The organism is Algisphaera agarilytica (assembly GCF_014207595.1).
Taxonomy (GTDB): domain Bacteria; phylum Planctomycetota; class Phycisphaerae; order Phycisphaerales; family Phycisphaeraceae; genus Algisphaera; species Algisphaera agarilytica.
In genome coordinates, this window is the sequence record NZ_JACHGY010000001.1 from 2052836 (window position 1) to 2068528 (window position 15693).

General features: G+C 53.6%; 16 protein-coding genes. 6 read left to right on the forward strand and 10 right to left on the reverse strand.

What is annotated here, in order from left to right; translation table 11 throughout:
- The first annotated feature begins 97 nt into the window (after positions 1-97).
- Both HNQ40_RS08745 and HNQ40_RS08750 read left to right on the forward strand, forming a co-directional pair.
- Positions 98-5494, forward strand: coding sequence for a PKD domain-containing protein (locus HNQ40_RS08745; protein WP_221435437.1), 5397 nt, complete (start codon positions 98-100; stop codon positions 5492-5494).
- The gene (locus tag HNQ40_RS08750) at positions 5491-6444 is read left to right on the forward strand and encodes a hypothetical protein (protein ID WP_184677467.1); all 954 of its coding nucleotides are present in this window, start codon (positions 5491-5493) and stop codon (positions 6442-6444) included. The genes HNQ40_RS08745 and HNQ40_RS08750 overlap by 4 nt, the downstream gene beginning before the upstream one ends.
- 340 nt (positions 6445-6784) lie before the next feature.
- Here the strand turns inward: HNQ40_RS08750 and HNQ40_RS18095 are convergent, their stop codons facing one another.
- Positions 6785-7003 (reverse strand): hypothetical protein, encoded by a 219-nt coding sequence (locus tag HNQ40_RS18095; protein ID WP_221435438.1) that lies wholly within the window; start codon positions 7001-7003, stop codon positions 6785-6787.
- Positions 7004-7136: 133 nt separating this feature from the next.
- Between HNQ40_RS18095 and HNQ40_RS18100 the strand changes: the two genes are divergently transcribed.
- A complete protein-coding gene (locus HNQ40_RS18100; RefSeq protein ID WP_221435439.1) occupies positions 7137-7679 on the forward strand; it encodes a hypothetical protein in 543 nt (180 codons plus the stop codon).
- The gene (locus tag HNQ40_RS08760) at positions 7565-8221 is read left to right on the forward strand and encodes an ABC transporter substrate-binding protein (RefSeq protein ID WP_221435440.1); all 657 of its coding nucleotides are present in this window, start codon (positions 7565-7567) and stop codon (positions 8219-8221) included. The genes HNQ40_RS18100 and HNQ40_RS08760 overlap by 115 nt, the downstream gene beginning before the upstream one ends.
- A gap of 31 nt (positions 8222-8252) precedes the next feature.
- Here the strand turns inward: HNQ40_RS08760 and HNQ40_RS08765 are convergent, their stop codons facing one another.
- From HNQ40_RS08765 to HNQ40_RS08800, 8 genes are all read right to left on the reverse strand, one after another.
- Complete coding sequence (locus HNQ40_RS08765) at positions 8253-8615, reverse strand: winged helix-turn-helix transcriptional regulator (protein ID WP_184677468.1); 363 nt, start codon at positions 8613-8615, stop codon at positions 8253-8255.
- Between the two features lie 230 nt (positions 8616-8845).
- Positions 8846-9634, reverse strand: coding sequence for a ThuA domain-containing protein (locus tag HNQ40_RS08770; RefSeq protein ID WP_184677469.1), 789 nt, complete (start codon positions 9632-9634; stop codon positions 8846-8848).
- 76 nt (positions 9635-9710) lie between these two features.
- A complete protein-coding gene (locus tag HNQ40_RS08775; RefSeq protein WP_184677470.1) occupies positions 9711-10256 on the reverse strand; it encodes a thioredoxin family protein in 546 nt (181 codons plus the stop codon).
- Positions 10257-10315: 59 nt separating this feature from the next.
- Positions 10316-10585, reverse strand: a complete 270-nt coding sequence (locus tag HNQ40_RS08780) for a hypothetical protein (RefSeq protein ID WP_184677471.1) — start codon at positions 10583-10585, stop codon at positions 10316-10318.
- 123 nt (positions 10586-10708) lie between these two features.
- Complete coding sequence (locus HNQ40_RS08785) at positions 10709-11128, reverse strand: LolA family protein (RefSeq protein WP_184677472.1); 420 nt, start codon at positions 11126-11128, stop codon at positions 10709-10711.
- Between the two features lie 82 nt (positions 11129-11210).
- Positions 11211-11918, reverse strand: a complete 708-nt coding sequence (locus HNQ40_RS08790) for an SDR family oxidoreductase (protein WP_184677473.1) — start codon at positions 11916-11918, stop codon at positions 11211-11213.
- An 89-nt stretch (positions 11919-12007) separates the two neighbouring features.
- Positions 12008-12574, reverse strand: a complete 567-nt coding sequence (locus HNQ40_RS08795; RefSeq protein WP_184677474.1) for a carboxymuconolactone decarboxylase family protein — start codon at positions 12572-12574, stop codon at positions 12008-12010.
- Positions 12575-12710: 136 nt separating this feature from the next.
- Complete coding sequence (locus HNQ40_RS08800) at positions 12711-13307, reverse strand: TetR/AcrR family transcriptional regulator (protein WP_184677475.1); 597 nt, start codon at positions 13305-13307, stop codon at positions 12711-12713.
- A 274-nt stretch (positions 13308-13581) separates the two neighbouring features.
- Here HNQ40_RS08800 and HNQ40_RS08805 point away from each other — a divergent pair, with 274 nt between their 5' ends.
- Both HNQ40_RS08805 and HNQ40_RS08810 read left to right on the forward strand, forming a co-directional pair.
- On the forward strand, positions 13582-13797 hold the full coding sequence (locus HNQ40_RS08805; RefSeq protein ID WP_184677476.1) for a LexA family protein: 216 nt from the start codon (positions 13582-13584) through the stop codon (positions 13795-13797).
- 128 nt (positions 13798-13925) lie between these two features.
- Complete coding sequence (locus tag HNQ40_RS08810; protein WP_184677477.1) at positions 13926-14525, forward strand: Y-family DNA polymerase; 600 nt, start codon at positions 13926-13928, stop codon at positions 14523-14525.
- A gap of 343 nt (positions 14526-14868) precedes the next feature.
- On the opposite strand, the gene HNQ40_RS08815 is transcribed toward HNQ40_RS08810, so the two are convergent.
- Positions 14869-15684 carry a DNA adenine methylase gene (locus HNQ40_RS08815; protein WP_184677478.1) on the reverse strand — a complete coding sequence of 272 codons (816 nt, stop codon included), beginning with the start codon at positions 15682-15684 and terminating at the stop codon, positions 14869-14871.
- Positions 15685-15693 lie beyond the last annotated feature (9 nt).

The following is a 15693-nucleotide window of genomic DNA, read 5'->3' on the forward strand; positions in this document are numbered from 1 at the left end:
GGGATCGTATTCCAACCTGGTTTTTGCCAACGACCACGACATCGCTTCGCCGACAGCCGAATCGGTATTCTCAAACGTCAGGCTGTACGAAGAGCCGATGGCTCCTATTTTCTTCCCCAACTATTCGTTGCAGGGTGTGACGGGTCAGGATATTGAAGGCAGTAGCGTCATTGAGGACGGTGGTACGACACTCCGGCTGACCGGTAATCAGTGGAAGGCTATCGATCTTGGTAGCTATCAGATTACGGCCAACACCGTTTTGGAGTTTGACTTCAGCAGCTCTGCCATCGGTGAGGTTCACGGTATTGGTTTTGATAACGACATAACAGCCTACACGGGTGCGGTTGATGGCCCGCAGTACTTCAAGGTTGCGGGTACCCAGACCACCTCGGGTTTCAATGCCGTCTTCGACGATTATGATCCATCGGAAGGCACGAAGGCCTACAAGATCTACGTGGGCCACCACGCTTCGGGATCGTATTCCAACCTGGTTTTTGCCAACGACCACGACATCGCTTCGCCGACAGCCGAATCGGTATTCTCAAACGTCAGGCTGTACGAAGAGCCAGCTACACCGACGGTTATTATGGCCAACGCTACAGGGCCAAGTAGCGTTAATGAGGGCAGCCCCTATACACTTGCTCTATCGGCGTCCGGGGCAACCGTTACGACCTGGGAAATCGACTGGGGTGACGGCATGGTGGAAGTGCTTCCTGGCACCACGCAGTCCGCGACACATTTCTACGCCGATGGTGAGTCAGTACACAGCATTACCGCCACCGCGAGCAACGGTACGAACACATACAGCGTCAGCGGTTCGCAATCTGTTGGCGATTTCAATCGTGACGGATCTATAACGAACGATGACGGGCAGGCCGCGCTTTTCTTTTTGACACCATTAGGGTCGCTCAACGCGCCTTGGGATGTAGATTTGGTTGGCGACTTCAATGGTGATGGGATATTTAGCCAAGATGATCTTTCGCACTTAAGTGATGCGATCAACAATGGCACGCCGACGGGCTCATTTGTACCGGTTCAAGTCTTGGATGTCGCTCCCACGCTTTCGATTACTCGCAGCGCTGCTGTTGAAGTGGGCCAAGTTTACTCTTTGATGTTAGATGTTACGGATCCTGGTGAGGATGTGATCACTCAGTGGTCTATTGACTGGGGTGACAATTCGGTAATAGAAATTGAGCCCGGTTCCACTTCACTATTCACTCACAGTTACACGAATACCGGTACGTTTAAGATAATTGTTACTGCCGCGGACGATGCTGGTACATATACCAAATTAGTATCCGTTGAAGTAGTGCCACAGTTCACAGCTGATCCTAAAGGTATCGGCGACTTTAACCAGGATGGCCAGACTGATGCCGATGATATTGATATTCTTTACGGCTACATCAATGCGGTGGGGGTTGGCGGGCAGCCGCAAAACACGAGTCAACGAGCAGGCGATCTGTTTAACGATGGCGTCTTAGATCAGCGTGATATGGATCACTTGATTTGGGGCTTGCTCGGAACGCAATACGGTGATGTGAATCTGGATGGTATGGTAGACCATCAAGACGAAGATCTTATTGCTTCATACATGGGGGCCTCGGTAACAGGCTGGGAGTTAGGGGACTTCGATGGAGACGGCGATCACGATACCGCAGATCAAGCCGTTTTGGTTGCGAATTATGGGTTTCGTGCATACACCCCTGTCAATCTCACGGGAACCAATGGTAACGACATACTCTACGGTTTCCGCGGAGACGACGTAATTTCAGGTGGTGATGGTCATGACTTCCTCTGGGGTGGAGAGGGTAACGATACGATTGAGGGCGGGGTTGGCATTGACACAGTAGGGGGAATTTCAGCGGGAGATCTGGTACGTCAACATGAAGGCGTTGATCATGACGGTGACCGCATCATTAACATTCGTGAGGTTTTCGGGGTTGGGACCGATCCGGCAAGCTATCGAGACACAGATTTAGATGCGTTGCCCGACGATTGGGAGATCGCATACTTCGGGAGTGATCTTAGTGTCATCGGCAAAAACACAAATGGATCCTACAGCGACTTCGACAGTGACAACCTTACTGATTTTGAGGATTTTCTTTTCGGGACAAACCCGACTTTGGATGACAGTGACGGGGATAGTGTGTTGGATGGCGATGAGGTGCAGCAAGGATCTAACGCTCTATCATCCGCAGACGGCGGTATTGCACTAGCCTCTGATCATTACGAATACATCACGGTTAATGTGTATGATCCCAGTCTTACTGAACCCCACCCAGACCCGAATGTCACGTGGTATACCGGGGCGACGGAGCAGTGGGGAGTCCATCTTGGAAACATTTTCCATACATCATCTAATCCATTTAGTTTCCAAGAAGCAGAATCATATCGCTTCACTAAAGGGACAAGTCATGAAATACGTTTACAGCACCTATTGACTAAGCAGGAATTCCTAGATCTGGGTGGCGTGGCGGATTATGACTGGACTTTGAACTTCAGCGATTCTTCAGATTATTTTGTTATCGATAACAACACCCCTAAACTAACGGGTCTTCATTACAACTACGGCACCGACGGTTTCGACCTCACGCAAGGGTTGTCTGCAGACCTACACATCCCTCATTTTGATCTCGATATCGACTCTGATAATAATGAAGGCACCGTCCGTACGGATGACGAAGATCGTATTGAAGCTACCAATGATAAGCGAGTCGTCATTCATCGTGGCGACCGTGATGGCGATGGGGTTGTCGACACACACGACTATGATGGGGTCGCGGGCCTTGAGTTTACTCCTATCACATTGTCTTTGTCGGACAATCTACAATTCGCCAACGCCAGCGTTATCGATCTAACTTTTCACTATGATGCGGTCGAGCCCGTGGACTTGCTTGGCGCTGACACACCGCCGGTTGAGACTGGGGAGTTCCGGATTTGGAAGGCGAACGTAAGTGCAGACCGATCAGATTGGGCATCGTTTTACATCGAGCCCGACACCAAGATATCGGCGAGTTCTCTCGGGCTTCAGCCCGGCGGCTCGGTGACGTTATACCTCGAAGGGGTATATTCGTCGCCCGGCGAATCGCTGATCGTGGATGTTGATGTGACCGGCGAACTCTCGCCCGGCGAAACATGGCAAGGTACGTTGACTGACAAAGTACGAATCTCTTCTTCAGGGCTGGTAATCCATACGGATGCGGACAACGACGGGGATATTGACTATAACCGCCGCGAACATATCCATAAATATTGGGGCGCGGGTGGATTAACCGTGGTTAACCGCGGTGATATCGATGGTGACTCCATCCCTGATTTTGCCGACGGCATGAACCTCTTTGGTGCCTTTGAAGACACGGATGATCGGATCAAGGGTTTTCCGAAGTTCCAGAACCTGCGTGTAGGTATTCCGCAACTCAACAATACGGTAATCGATCAGGTCCGTTTTGTTTACAGCGATTCAGCCCCTGACCAAGTTCAACGCAATGAGATTGGTCAAATGGGTGATATGGTGTTCTCATCTTTCACCACGGAAACCCAAGGTCACTTCAGGGTGTGGTTGGCTGACGGGTATAGGAGGGATCCGGATGCGGTTAACGCCGCTGGCCCGGGCGACTATATACCTAGTGGAGAATGGTTGACCGCCCAGCAGCTCGATATCGAACTAGACGGCGGTGACACGCTTCACACCTATGTTGAATCGATAAACGGCTCTGCTGAGCCCCAGACCATATTGGTACAACTCCTCGCTAGCGACGGTACGCTCTACGAAGATATAGTCCGTTACACACCGTTCGACCCGGAAATCGTGGTTACGGAGGAGAAGATTGCTGGCTTCCAGGTGATTCATGGTGACGGTGTCAGCCCGATCTACGGAACATCAGGCAGAGATATTATATATGGTACCGCAAACGCGGATATCATCGATGCAGGAGATGGAGACGATCTTATCGTGACCTATGCCGGCAACGATAGCGTCAACGCCGGTGCGGGCGCGGATCGGATTTTCGCTTGGTCGGGCGACAAGATAATTGCGGTTGATTCCTCAGATATTGTCAGCCATCAGACGGGCATCAACCCAAGTGCGGTGTCTCTGACAAATAATGACGTGATTGATTTGGATATCGAAGTATCCGCTTCGGCTATTCAGGCTCAGGTCGTAGGGGCGGGTGGAGGTGGCCTAGCGGCGTTTACCGGCGAAGACATTATCGAAGCCTACAAATGGGCGTATGGAGATGATGATGTTTGGCTAGCAGCATATCAACATGCTGGTGGGGAAGTTCGCGGTGTAGCTGGGGATAACGTTTTGTTTAGTAAATGGAACTTCAACCGTTTGACAAACCCGAATACCGGAGGGCTTGTCGGTATGGAAGTCCTCATTCAATACAACATCGGCAACGTACTTGACGCTGCGATGGCGTTGAGAAAAGCCATCCTCAGCAAGGCTACGGTTTGGGGGCCCTCAGATTTCCAAGACTATATGAATATGGTTTTTGCTGATCCAAAAGTCGATCGGCAGACGTTTGATCAAACTATGCTGGCCTGGCGCGAGATGCGAAAACGCCAGATCGAGTATGTGAGGGAAACTACCTCATTGCTGGCATCTGTTTATCTTGAGGGTCTCACTATCGCTTTTGGTGCAGGAGCACAGCTAGCACTTGCTGTGATCGAATTACCCGACACAGTTAGAGACATTTCATCAGTCGCAAATGCTGCATTTAGCTTAGTGCGGAGTCTGCCTGGGCGTTTCGAAGATTGGGTTGATGACGAACCAGATCATAATGAAGGCCCATTGTTAGATGATGTTTTGCCAGGTGCTTCTTCAATTTTGGCAAACACCAATGCAAGCATAAATAATGAATCGGTCTCAAGTATTGATCTGGAATTTAGTGCCGTAGCTGCAGCTGGACAGAGGATCGCACGCGCATTGATTAAGCTTGGCGATTTTGGTGAATTCCGAGCTTATCGCGATGTTATCCGGCCAGTAATTAATGGGGTCGAGTCTCCTCTAGGATTTATATGGCGAAAAGATTTTGACCTTAAGCTTGATGTCAAGGAGTTTAATGGGCGACGCACTTTAGTCCTTGGTACGGCGCAAGAGACGGGCGGTACTCATGCAGCTACCATCAGCCGGATTACTAACGATATGCTTAAGAACGCCCCGGCACATAAAGAATATTTGTACGTCGGGTTGAATCGTTCGCTACGTACAATGCTGGACACGGGCGAGGCGTTAAATGGAAGTAAGCCCACGCGTTTGTTTAATGATCAGTTTTATCGTCACCGGCCTGATATCTTTGCGGTGTATCGTGATAAGAATTCGGGGTTGTTGAAGGTAGAGTTACATGAGGTAGTGTCGCAGACGCAACTCTCAGAGACTAGTCGTCAAGCGATTCAACAAAACTTGGATGATATGATGGCGCAAATAGGTAGACTTAGTGGAAGTCTTGTGACGCCTGTGACAAAACTCCATGATATGGATCCTGCATCATGAATATCGGTCCTGATAAAGAAGATTTAGCAATCTGCTTTGCAAGTCATTTAGGTTTAAGTGAGCCTCTGAAGGTTAAGTCGCTGTTTTTCTGGTTGTACCAGCAATATCTTGAACTTGGGTACCGTCCACACCACATGAGTTTCAAGGCTCAAGCGAGTGATCGGGTGCGTAAGTTTCGTGGTATCAATGACTGTAAAAACCGGATGACGGCTGATGAGTGGATGCGTACTGATAGTGTCGGATTAACTTATGGCGAGCCCCATCTCCGAAAGTCGGGCGGGCCAATCAGTTGGACGATGCAAAGCACTGTTAGTCGTCATTATGTGTCGGAATATGATCGCGAAGAATATTTTTGGATGAGATCGAGATGGGAGGCGGATTGGTGTGTATTTGCTGCGTGGAGCGGCATAAATGAAGCTGATGTGATAGCTAGGCAGATTGGTTTCGCCAAGCAGATAGTTGATGATTACGGTTATCTATTTTGGATGCGCCGCGGATCAGCTCCGAGTTTTTACATCGGCGGAACTGATTTCAGTACAGCCTGTCGAAATGAGGAACAAGCGAATAACGTGGGGGCGTGGCGGAATAATAAAGAGCATTTTAACGTCCCGCTTCTCCGTGACATCTATCCTTATAACTTTTTCACCAAGAAGTATCTCAACCTTCCGGTAGGTGACATAACCCTTGCGGGCTGGATCGACTCTGATCGTGGGCGGGGGGTGCTAACAAGGCTGACTGACAAAGTGATGATGTGGGAGCCTGTCGTTGAAAATATCCCCGCAATCCGGGAGACATTGTTCCGGGCAGGTGTGATGTTCTACTGGCGGTTCTACGCACAGGATGAATACTATCGCATGGACGGCCCCCGGTCGCTCCGAGACGACGAGGCAACCCCAGATATTTTCACGAAAAAATTTTATGAAGGACTTGATCCGAAATTGACATTATAGTTATCTGCAAAATCCCAGGTATCGGACCTGTGAGACGCGTTGTTCTGGGCTAAACCGATGCGTCGAACAACTCACTGGGCAGCCGGTTTGGGGTAGGCGTATTCGTGCGCCTGATTGACAATTGCTATTACGGTTCCCAGCTCATCGCAATCTCTTGGGGAGAACACCAGTACAAGACCAGGTGGCAACTTTCCCTGTTTAACCACGAAGTGATCTTCTCCCCACCTCTTTGATTTGGCTTCCTCGGCTTCCACGGCTTCCTTAGCTGGCAGCTGTACATGCTGCTGCCGCTGTCGGGGCGCGGGTGTATGTGTGCGGACTCCCGGCCCACAATGAAAGCCTAGTGATTGCACTCGACGTCTTCGTGCATGACCAGGGCGCGAGACCCGGGCACCGAAATGCCGCTGGGCTCGTTGTCGACGTGAGGTAACGAGAAGCACCATTCGTGCAGTTCATCGATAACGCCCTGCGGGCCGTGCTGGGTCAACTGCGAGTGAGGCAGGCTGCTGGTCGTCTCTGGGCTGGGGCCCGATCGCGGCTTTAGGCTGAATTGGCTCATGACTGACTCCATACAAGTAATTTTTAAAGCACTGCTATTTATATAGTACTAACTAAAAGTTAGTGTATAAAGGCAATTCGCCTCGGACAACCGTGGCTTAGACGCAATCTTTACAAACCAAGTACATACAACCATGACCATATTCAAAGTTGCCCTTATGGCCGTACTGTGCATCGCTTTAGGTGTTCAGGTTGCGGCATCCGATATCGAGACCCGCTCGCTCGATGAACTATACGCCGCAGCCCTAGCCCAAGGCGGGCATTTCGTTCTCCGCGCAGGTGGCGACAAGCCCGACCAGATCGATTACTACCTCGACAAGTTCAAGGCGCGATTTCCGGAGCTCAAAGTGACACACAGCGTGGACGTGAGTCTCAACCACGCGCCCCGCTACGACAACGCAAGGGAGGCAGGCGGTAAAGAGAATGTGCCTGATGTCATCCAGTTCCAGACACTGCACGACTTCGAGTACTACAAAGAGCACGGCCTGATCGAGGCCTACAAGCCTCGGCACTGGGACAAGGTGTTCCCGGATCACAAGGACCCAGCGGCTATTGGACCAGTTTGTACGGCGTCACCTTCAGCAACTACGTCAACCCCGAAGTATTGGGGGATACCCAAGCCCCGCGAGACGCCATGGACTACCTCAACCCCGCGCTCAAGGGAAAGATCATTCTGACCTACCCACACGACGACGATGCGGTTCTGTATCAGTTCTGGATGTTAAAGGAGCAATACGGCTGGGAGTACCTGGAAAAGCTGGTGGCTAATGAGCCGAAGTGGGTCCGGGGTACCGCCTGGCCGTATGTTGCCATCAACAATGGCTGGTACGCGGCGAGTTTCACCACGTTCTGGGCGTTTGAGCCTTTCCCCAATCAAAAGACCGAGTTCCTGCTACCCGAGAAGGACTTCTTCCTGACCTGGTTCCAGACGGGCGCCATACCCACGCAAGCCAAAAATAAGGATGCCGCAAAGCTGTACCTGAATTGGATGCTCTCCGAAGAGTTTCAGGGGACGTGGCTTCAGTTCCCGGTTCGCTATGACATCGAAGCGCCTGGCGGCTATCAATCGGTTCTCCACCACAACACCTCACCGGGCGATTTCCGGCGCTGGATGATTAAGAGGGACTTAGTTGAACGCTTCCGGCTGCAGATGAGACAGCTCATTGGCGAACCACAGGGCCCGACACCCGTAGACATCGACTACACCGTGAAGCCCTGATCGGCATCACTGTTCGCTCCCAAAACCCGTCTCACGACGGGTTGTTTTTCGCATATTTCTTTTGGGCTCTTCGGACGGTGGGCGCGTTGTCCTTGTACCACCTCTCAAGCTCACCGAAGATGGGTTCGAGTGTCTTAATCAGACTAGTGGCTTCATACTCAACATGAGGGGGAATGCTCTGGTGCTGGATTCTTTTGACGAGACCGTCACGCTGTAGCTCGCGTAATTGTTGGGCAAGCATTTTCTGGGAGACACCGCCCACGGCGCGCTGCAGCTCATTAAAGCGCAGACGCTGGTCCTTGAGGTTCCAGAGGATCTCTGGCTTCCACTTCCCGGCAAATACACCAAGGGTTTGCGCAATCGGGCAAGATGGCTGGCCGGCGTCTTTACTCATGGCGTCTATGCGGAACAACTCGGGCGGTTACGTTTTAGTTAGTGCTATCTATAGTATTGCGTCCCCATTCGCCAATTCAACCAAGGGTACCTAGGGAGCCACAGGATGGTGCTGGCCCGAGCCCTGTGGTGGCGCTGGGGTAGCGGAGCCTGTGCCAGAGACAAACTCAGAAAATACTCCTCCAGACATATTTGGCATAATTCGACTTTGGCTTCGCATTTGAAGGCAAATTACCGCGTCTGAGAGGGCTGGGATGCTGCCCAAGCAACCGAGTTGGCTTTTAAGTTCTGGTATTTCGTGTCTTCATAGATATCGGGTCCATGTCCCAACTGTAGATACGCGATGTCAGATTTGCGGGCCTGCTTTGTCCAGCCCACAAGGCTACTTCCTTCGGGATGGTCTTTAAACCCCAAACCTCCGTAACGGAATTGGTCCGGGGTCTGTTGGAAGTCCGTGCGAAGCAGCGGCGTGACCTTGTCCTCAAGGACCGCGTACATATAGGCCTCATCTTGAATCTCGAAGGTCTCTCCGAGCCCTTGGGTGATCGGGTGTTCGGTATCCAACACGGTGATGGTCTGGGGCACGTCGAAGCGGTAGCCGGAGCCCGGGTAGCTCTGACCGCCGAGTTCGCCGGGCCGGAAGTGGAACCTTCCTCCAATTAGCTCAGCAAACTCCGGCCAAGTCGGCCAGTCCGCGATCGCGTGATGAAGGAAGACCATGCCCTTGCCGCTATCCAACAGGCTGATGAAATCCGCCTTGTATTGATCGCTCGGATCGAAATGGGCAAACGGCGGGTTGTCCCGAGTGAAAACCACCCCCGGCATGTCGTAGAAGACGATGACGTCGAAAGCCGCAGCACGTTCGGGATGGAGCACCGCCGCGGCGGCAGGATGCTCGACATGTGTCCAGTGGATCCGGATCCCCGGCGACGGATACTTCAGCCGGTCAATCATCTTGAAGAAGGGCTCGCGTTCAAAGCTATGTCCCTTCGTGACCAGTAAGGCTTCAATGGTTTTCATGGATTCGCCTCTTGATTTGAGCGGTAAGTGGAAGACGTGCCTCCAGCGTTAGCCGAAGGCACGTGTGAAGTGGGGTTCATCGCCATTTGATCGAGCAGCCCATGCTCGGATGTTGCTGTTCCGGGCCTTGCCCTGTCTCGGCGATCTGACGCAGGGCATAAACCAGTTCAGGGGTCCGGCCTTCGCCGCTGCCCATGTGGGCGTCGTCTAGGCGGCCGCGGTACTGGAGTTCGCCATGACGGTTGAAGCCGAAGAAATCGGGCGTGCAGACGGCTCCGTAGGCTTGGCCGATACTCTGATCTTGATCGACCAGGTACGGAAAGTCGAAGCCGTGCTGTTCGGCAAAACGTTTCATGAACGGCGGGGCGTCAGACGGTACGTAGGAGTAGTCGTTGGACATGATCGCTACGGTATTGACGCCCTCAGCCTTGAGCGTCTTGGCGTCTTCAGCGAGCCGATCGGCGATCGCCTGAACATAGGGGCAGTGGTTGCAGATGAAGGCGATGAGTAGGCCGTTTGCGCCCATCAGGTCCTTCAGCGAATGCAGGTTGCCATCGGGATCGGGGAGCGTGAAATCGGTGGCTTGCTGTGCGGTATCACGAGCTGGGGTATTGAGCAGCATGTGGGTGTTCTTTCTGGGTTGGGTGTCGTTCGATTAATTGGAGGGAACTACATTAAGCCTTACTGACCAGGCGCAGTGGCTTCGACCGCCCCGGCGGGCTTCACGTAGGCGTTCTTCGGGGTGTCCACAAACGAGATATTCGAGACTTTCGCCGTGCCTTTGGGCGGGCCGTCGATGCCCGACTCGGGGTTCCAGTAGTGCAAGGTCCACGTCGTAGCGAAGGGGACCCCTTCGACGTCAACGAAGTCGTCGTACAGGATGATGCTGGGGGTCTTGCTGGCTTCTTCGAGCGCGGTGCCGTAGGTGACGATGTACGCGAGAGCGGTCAACCGGCCGTCGCCCGGATCGGCAAAAGCGATGTACCAGTCGTCGGGCGTATCACCAACGCCGGCATCGAACGTGACCCGCGTGCCGTGGAGGACTTCATCCGCATCGCGGACGACGTGTGGCCCCTAAGCGGCGTGACGGGTTCCCGCGTCATCGAGCTTGTAGGGCACCGCGATGAAGTAGGGCCACGTGACGACGTGGAATCGTGCCGGGGGTCCGGGGATTTCGGCGTCTGCGGGGCTCAACCATGCGGTCTTGCCGTCGTAGACGATGACTTGGCCGTCAACCAGTTCCAAACGGATCTTGCCGAGCGACGGCGTAAACCAAGCGGTGCCTTCGACGTGCATCGGGCCGAAGTCGATCACCAAGTCGGCTTTGATCGTGGACTGTTCTTGGTACGTATCCACGGCGTGGGCCTGTTCGATCGATTGGATCCGCTCTACCGCCTGATCGGCGGATGCGGTTTGGCTTGAGCCGGCAACTGCAGTTGCGACAAAAGCGATTGCGGGAAGGGAAGCACGGTTACGGAGGGTTTTGAAGTTCATGGCGGTAATCCTTTGCGGTAATTGGGGGGTTGAGTAACGGGTTGGAGTACTGTGTGACTAATGGGTACGGGCCAGACGAGGCTTACATGCTGGCAAACATCTCTTCTACGGCGACGGGGTTGTTACGCCAGGTGGCGACGACTTCTTGGGCCATCGCATCTGGGGCGATATGGGTTTCCCCGGCTTCGACGCCGTCCAGGATCGCCGCAGCGGCATCGGCCGGAGTGGCTTTAGCCATCGGCATGTCTTTCGCCATGTCGGTATCGATCGGGCCTGCGTACACGCCGTGGACCGAGACGCCGGACTCAGCCAACTCGGCCCGCAACGCCAGGGTGAGCGAGTGCGAAGCGGCCTTACTGACGCCATAGCTGGCGATCGGGGCCATGCTGGCCAGAGAGACCAGCGAGTTGAGGTTGACGATGGTGCCTTGGTTGGCCTTCAACGTTTCGGCGAGCGCCTGGCTCACCCGAAGGACGCCGAAGTAGTTGACTTCGAGGTCGCTGCGGTGGCCGTCGATATCGCCAAAGGCGGTGCTGGCCGCGTTGACGCCGGCGTTGTTGATGAGCAGTTCGACATCGCCCACGTCTTGAGTGGCTGCGGTAACCGATTCGTCGTCGGTTACATCGAGTTGGACCTTGACGACGCGGGGATCGGTAAACGGAAGCTTCGAGGTGTCACGGGCGGTGGCGTAGATTTTCTTGGCGCCGCCGGCGAGTAGTTCTTCAACGAGGGCCTTGCCGATCCCTCGATTGGCTCCGGTCACAAAAGCGGTGGTGTCTTGAATCTTCATGGTGTTCTCCTTCGGGTGAAAGTGGATCGGTGCGGAAAAGAGCTCCCGCGGCTTTAACGCCGCGAGGCCCTGGAGCATGGGTGGGTCTCTTAGACGCCGACCGCCTGTTTGGGCGACCAGGCGTTACGGGCGAAAGCCTTGTCGAGCGGGGTCTCCGCGACGTGGTTGGTGTAGTTCGACAGCACCTTGAGGCTCGTGCCGAGGATGACTTCGAGCACGGTCTGCCGGGTGTAGCCCGCGTCGAGGAACGCATCGAGCTGGGCTTCGCTGGGCCAGCCACGGGTCTCGTTGATCACCTCGGCGAACTGACGCAGGGCTTCGAGTTTGGGGTCGGCGATCGGGGTACCGTCACGTAGCGACTCAATCACGTCGGCCGGGACACCCGCGCCTTGCGAGATCGAGGTGTGGGCCGCCATGCAGTAGGTGCAGCCATTGAGACGGTTGTTGGTCATCAGGATGATCTGACGCTCGGTCTCCGTCAGGTCGGTCTTGTCGAAGATCCCGGCGAGGGTGGTGTACCCCTCGAGCAACGCGGGGGCCTCGGCCATCCCTGCGAACAGGTTGGGGACGAAGCCCATGGCGGCCTTGGCCCCTTCCAGGATGGGCTTGGAGGCGGCGGGGGCGGATTCGATGGAGTGGTTCGTGAATGAAGACATTGGGGGTTCCTTTCGTAAGGGGGTGAGTGGTGGCGGTATGTTTATACCGATCGGTCAATACTTCACTGGAACTTTAGTTTGTCTATACCGATTGGTCAAGACTTTTGCAAAAAAATATTTCGAGGCGGCACGCCCCTCAAAACGCCAGGGGCTGAGCCAGCATCCCCATCGCCTGCGTTTTGATGGCCTGGAGCCCGTTTTCGTCGAAAACACCCCTGGCCAAAACGCGCAGACCAACCACCAAAGTCAGCAGGCCTTTTGCAGTCACGGGGGCGTCGATCGACGCAGAAATATCACCGCGTTTCTGGGCGACCTCAATCCCACGACGAAAATACGACTCAAAATCCTGCAACCCACCGGTAACGATGGCTCGAATCTCGCCGTCGTGGCTGGGTAGTTCAAGGGCGGTATTAACCAGTAGGCACCCTTTTTTCTCTTTGTCAGCGAGACTTTCTGCAATTAGGCCATCGAACAGCATCCCAAAAGCCCGGATGGGATCATCCAAAGCCTCAAGCTGAGCGATGGCCTCGCGGCGGTGTTCCAGGTCGTACTTCAGGACCGCCTTCACAAACAGCGCCTTCTTACCCCCAAAAGCGTTGTAGAGGCTGCCTTTATTGATCCCCATGGCCTTTGTGAGGTCCGCCATGGAGGTGGCGTCATAGCCCTTGTCCCAGAACACCTTCATGGCTTGCTGGAGGGCGAGGTCGGTATCGAAGTTCTTTTCCCAGGGCATGGTGGGCACCTTTCATATCGGATAATCGAGTGAATTATAGCCCAAGTTTATACCGATCGGTAAGAATAATTGTTGAGGTGGCCATAGCGACCCGGCAATGGATCGGAATGAAGATGTCGCATGGCGACAAGCGTACGCTTCAGAAAGTAGTTGCTCTGAAGGCGGTTTTGTCGTGTTTGAATTGAGACTGGAAGTGGTATCCGCAATTGAACCCGCTTTGTGCTACGGGACTGTATGTTTGGATTAAGTTTGGTATTTTTTTGGTGTGGAGTATTTGCCCACCAGCTTCGTCTTACCTGTTTGGGGTGCGATCCCCGGCGGCTATCCCAGTCCTGCCCAGGGCTACGAAGACGATCCGCTGGATCTCCACGCGTTGTTGGTGCGTCATCCCGCGGCCACCTTCTTTATGAAGGTCCGCGGCAACCATCTCCGGTCCGAAGGCATCCGTGACGGCTCGATCCTCGTGGTCGACCGGAGCATTACCCCATAACCCTCAGAACTCACCGTGATGGATGTCAATGGCGAGCGGGTTGTCCGCCGTCTGGCCCATTCCCGGAGCGATATGGAAGAGTGCAAGGTCTGGGGGAAAGTCACCGGCATTGTGACGAGGTTGTAGTTGTGTTCGCTTTAGTCGATGCCAACTTGTTCTACGCTTCGGTCGAACAAGTCTTCGACCCCGATGCCGCTAAACGGCCGGTGGTGGTGCTTTCCAATAACGACGGCGTGGTGATTGCGGCCTCTCGTGATGCCAAGTCGTTGGGCCTGGAGATGTTCAGGCCTTATTTCGAGATCAAACACCTGCTCCACGGAAAGAACGTCAAGGTGTTATCTTCCAACTACACCCTGTACGACGACATGAGCCGGCGGCTGGTGGACATCTACCGTCAACACGCCGAAGCGGTTGAGATCTACTCCATCGACGAATGCTTCTTAACCCTGGGTGGGATCCCGCCGCGGCGTTTGTTGCACTGGGGGCGTGAGATACGGCGGCAGGCTTTGCAGTGGACCGGAATCCCGACCGGCGTGGGGATCGGCCCATCCAAGACGCTGGCCAAACTGGCCAACCACATGGCCAAACGCGATCCCATGCCGGGCCAACCTGAAGGCGTGTGTGTTCTCTCTTCTGACCATGCGATCGGCGTAGCCCTGGGCCGGATCGAGTTGGGTCAGTCGATGACCTTGGGTGATGCTGGATCGTGCCCACAACCCGTAACCTGAAACCCCGGCCCGTATGCCACGGTCCCGTCACCTAGACGTTATGGGATACGGGTTATGGTTAGCTCGGATACTGGCTCAGCAGTTATGGCTGTAATTTGGCTGTAAACAGGGTGAGGGCGAATAGTGTTCGCTTCAGGGGCATAAGGCAAAGCATTGCTGCGACTGGATTAATGGCCCTGCCCGTAGAGTTTTGCTTTGGTTGAACGTTACCTAGGGGAGGCGACGCTCTACCAACGGCCTTCGCGCGGGCGCGCGAGCCCCGCCCTGGATAGGCGAACAGCGGGAATCCGTAAACACTAAATGAGGTAAACACCATCCATTATCTGTATCAATGTGCTTGGGCCTAACCGACTGAGAAGTTCTTAACAACAATTTCTGTCGTCAAGCATCGTTTTGTACTGTCGGCAGCAAGGATGCTGCTGCGTCCTACAGTCTCGATAAATCCGATCTCCTCGTACAGTTCACGCACACTGAAATGATCTGCATTAGACACAACAAATAATGCACCTCGTTCTCCGGCCTTCTCAAGGCATTTCGCAAGACGTATTTGATCTGACCAGCTAAACAGCTTTTCATTGTATTTCAGGAAGCCGTTATTGTTATGGTTAGCTGTATAAGGCGGATCAGCATAGATCAGATCACCTTGACCACATAGGTCAATAATCGATTCGAAATCCGACGTAAACAGTTTTGCTGAACTCAAAGACTCCGCGACAGCTTCAAAATCGTCGTCGTCAAACAAAACCGTATCTTTGCTACCTCGTGGGACATTAAATTCACCTTTGCGATTTACTCTGTAAATGCCATTGAAACAGGTTCGATTTAAGTATATGAATTGGGCCGCACGGCCAGCCTTACTGGTTGGTTTACTCGATCTCACGCGATAGTAATAATCATCACTATGATTGCGCGCATGTGCTCTGAGTTTTGTCCAAACGTTCTTCCATTCGGATTGGATTGCCTCATACATTTCAATTAGGTTTGCATTTGCATCGCTCAATAATGCATCCTCAGGATTTAGCGCAAAGAATAATGCACCAGAGCCGACGAACGGCTCAACATACCGATCCGCATCTACCTGCATAAGATCGAGGTATTTGTTAGCGAACCATCTTTTTCCACCCGGCCATTTCAGAATTGGTTTGACAGCAGAATTCATAATAGTGCC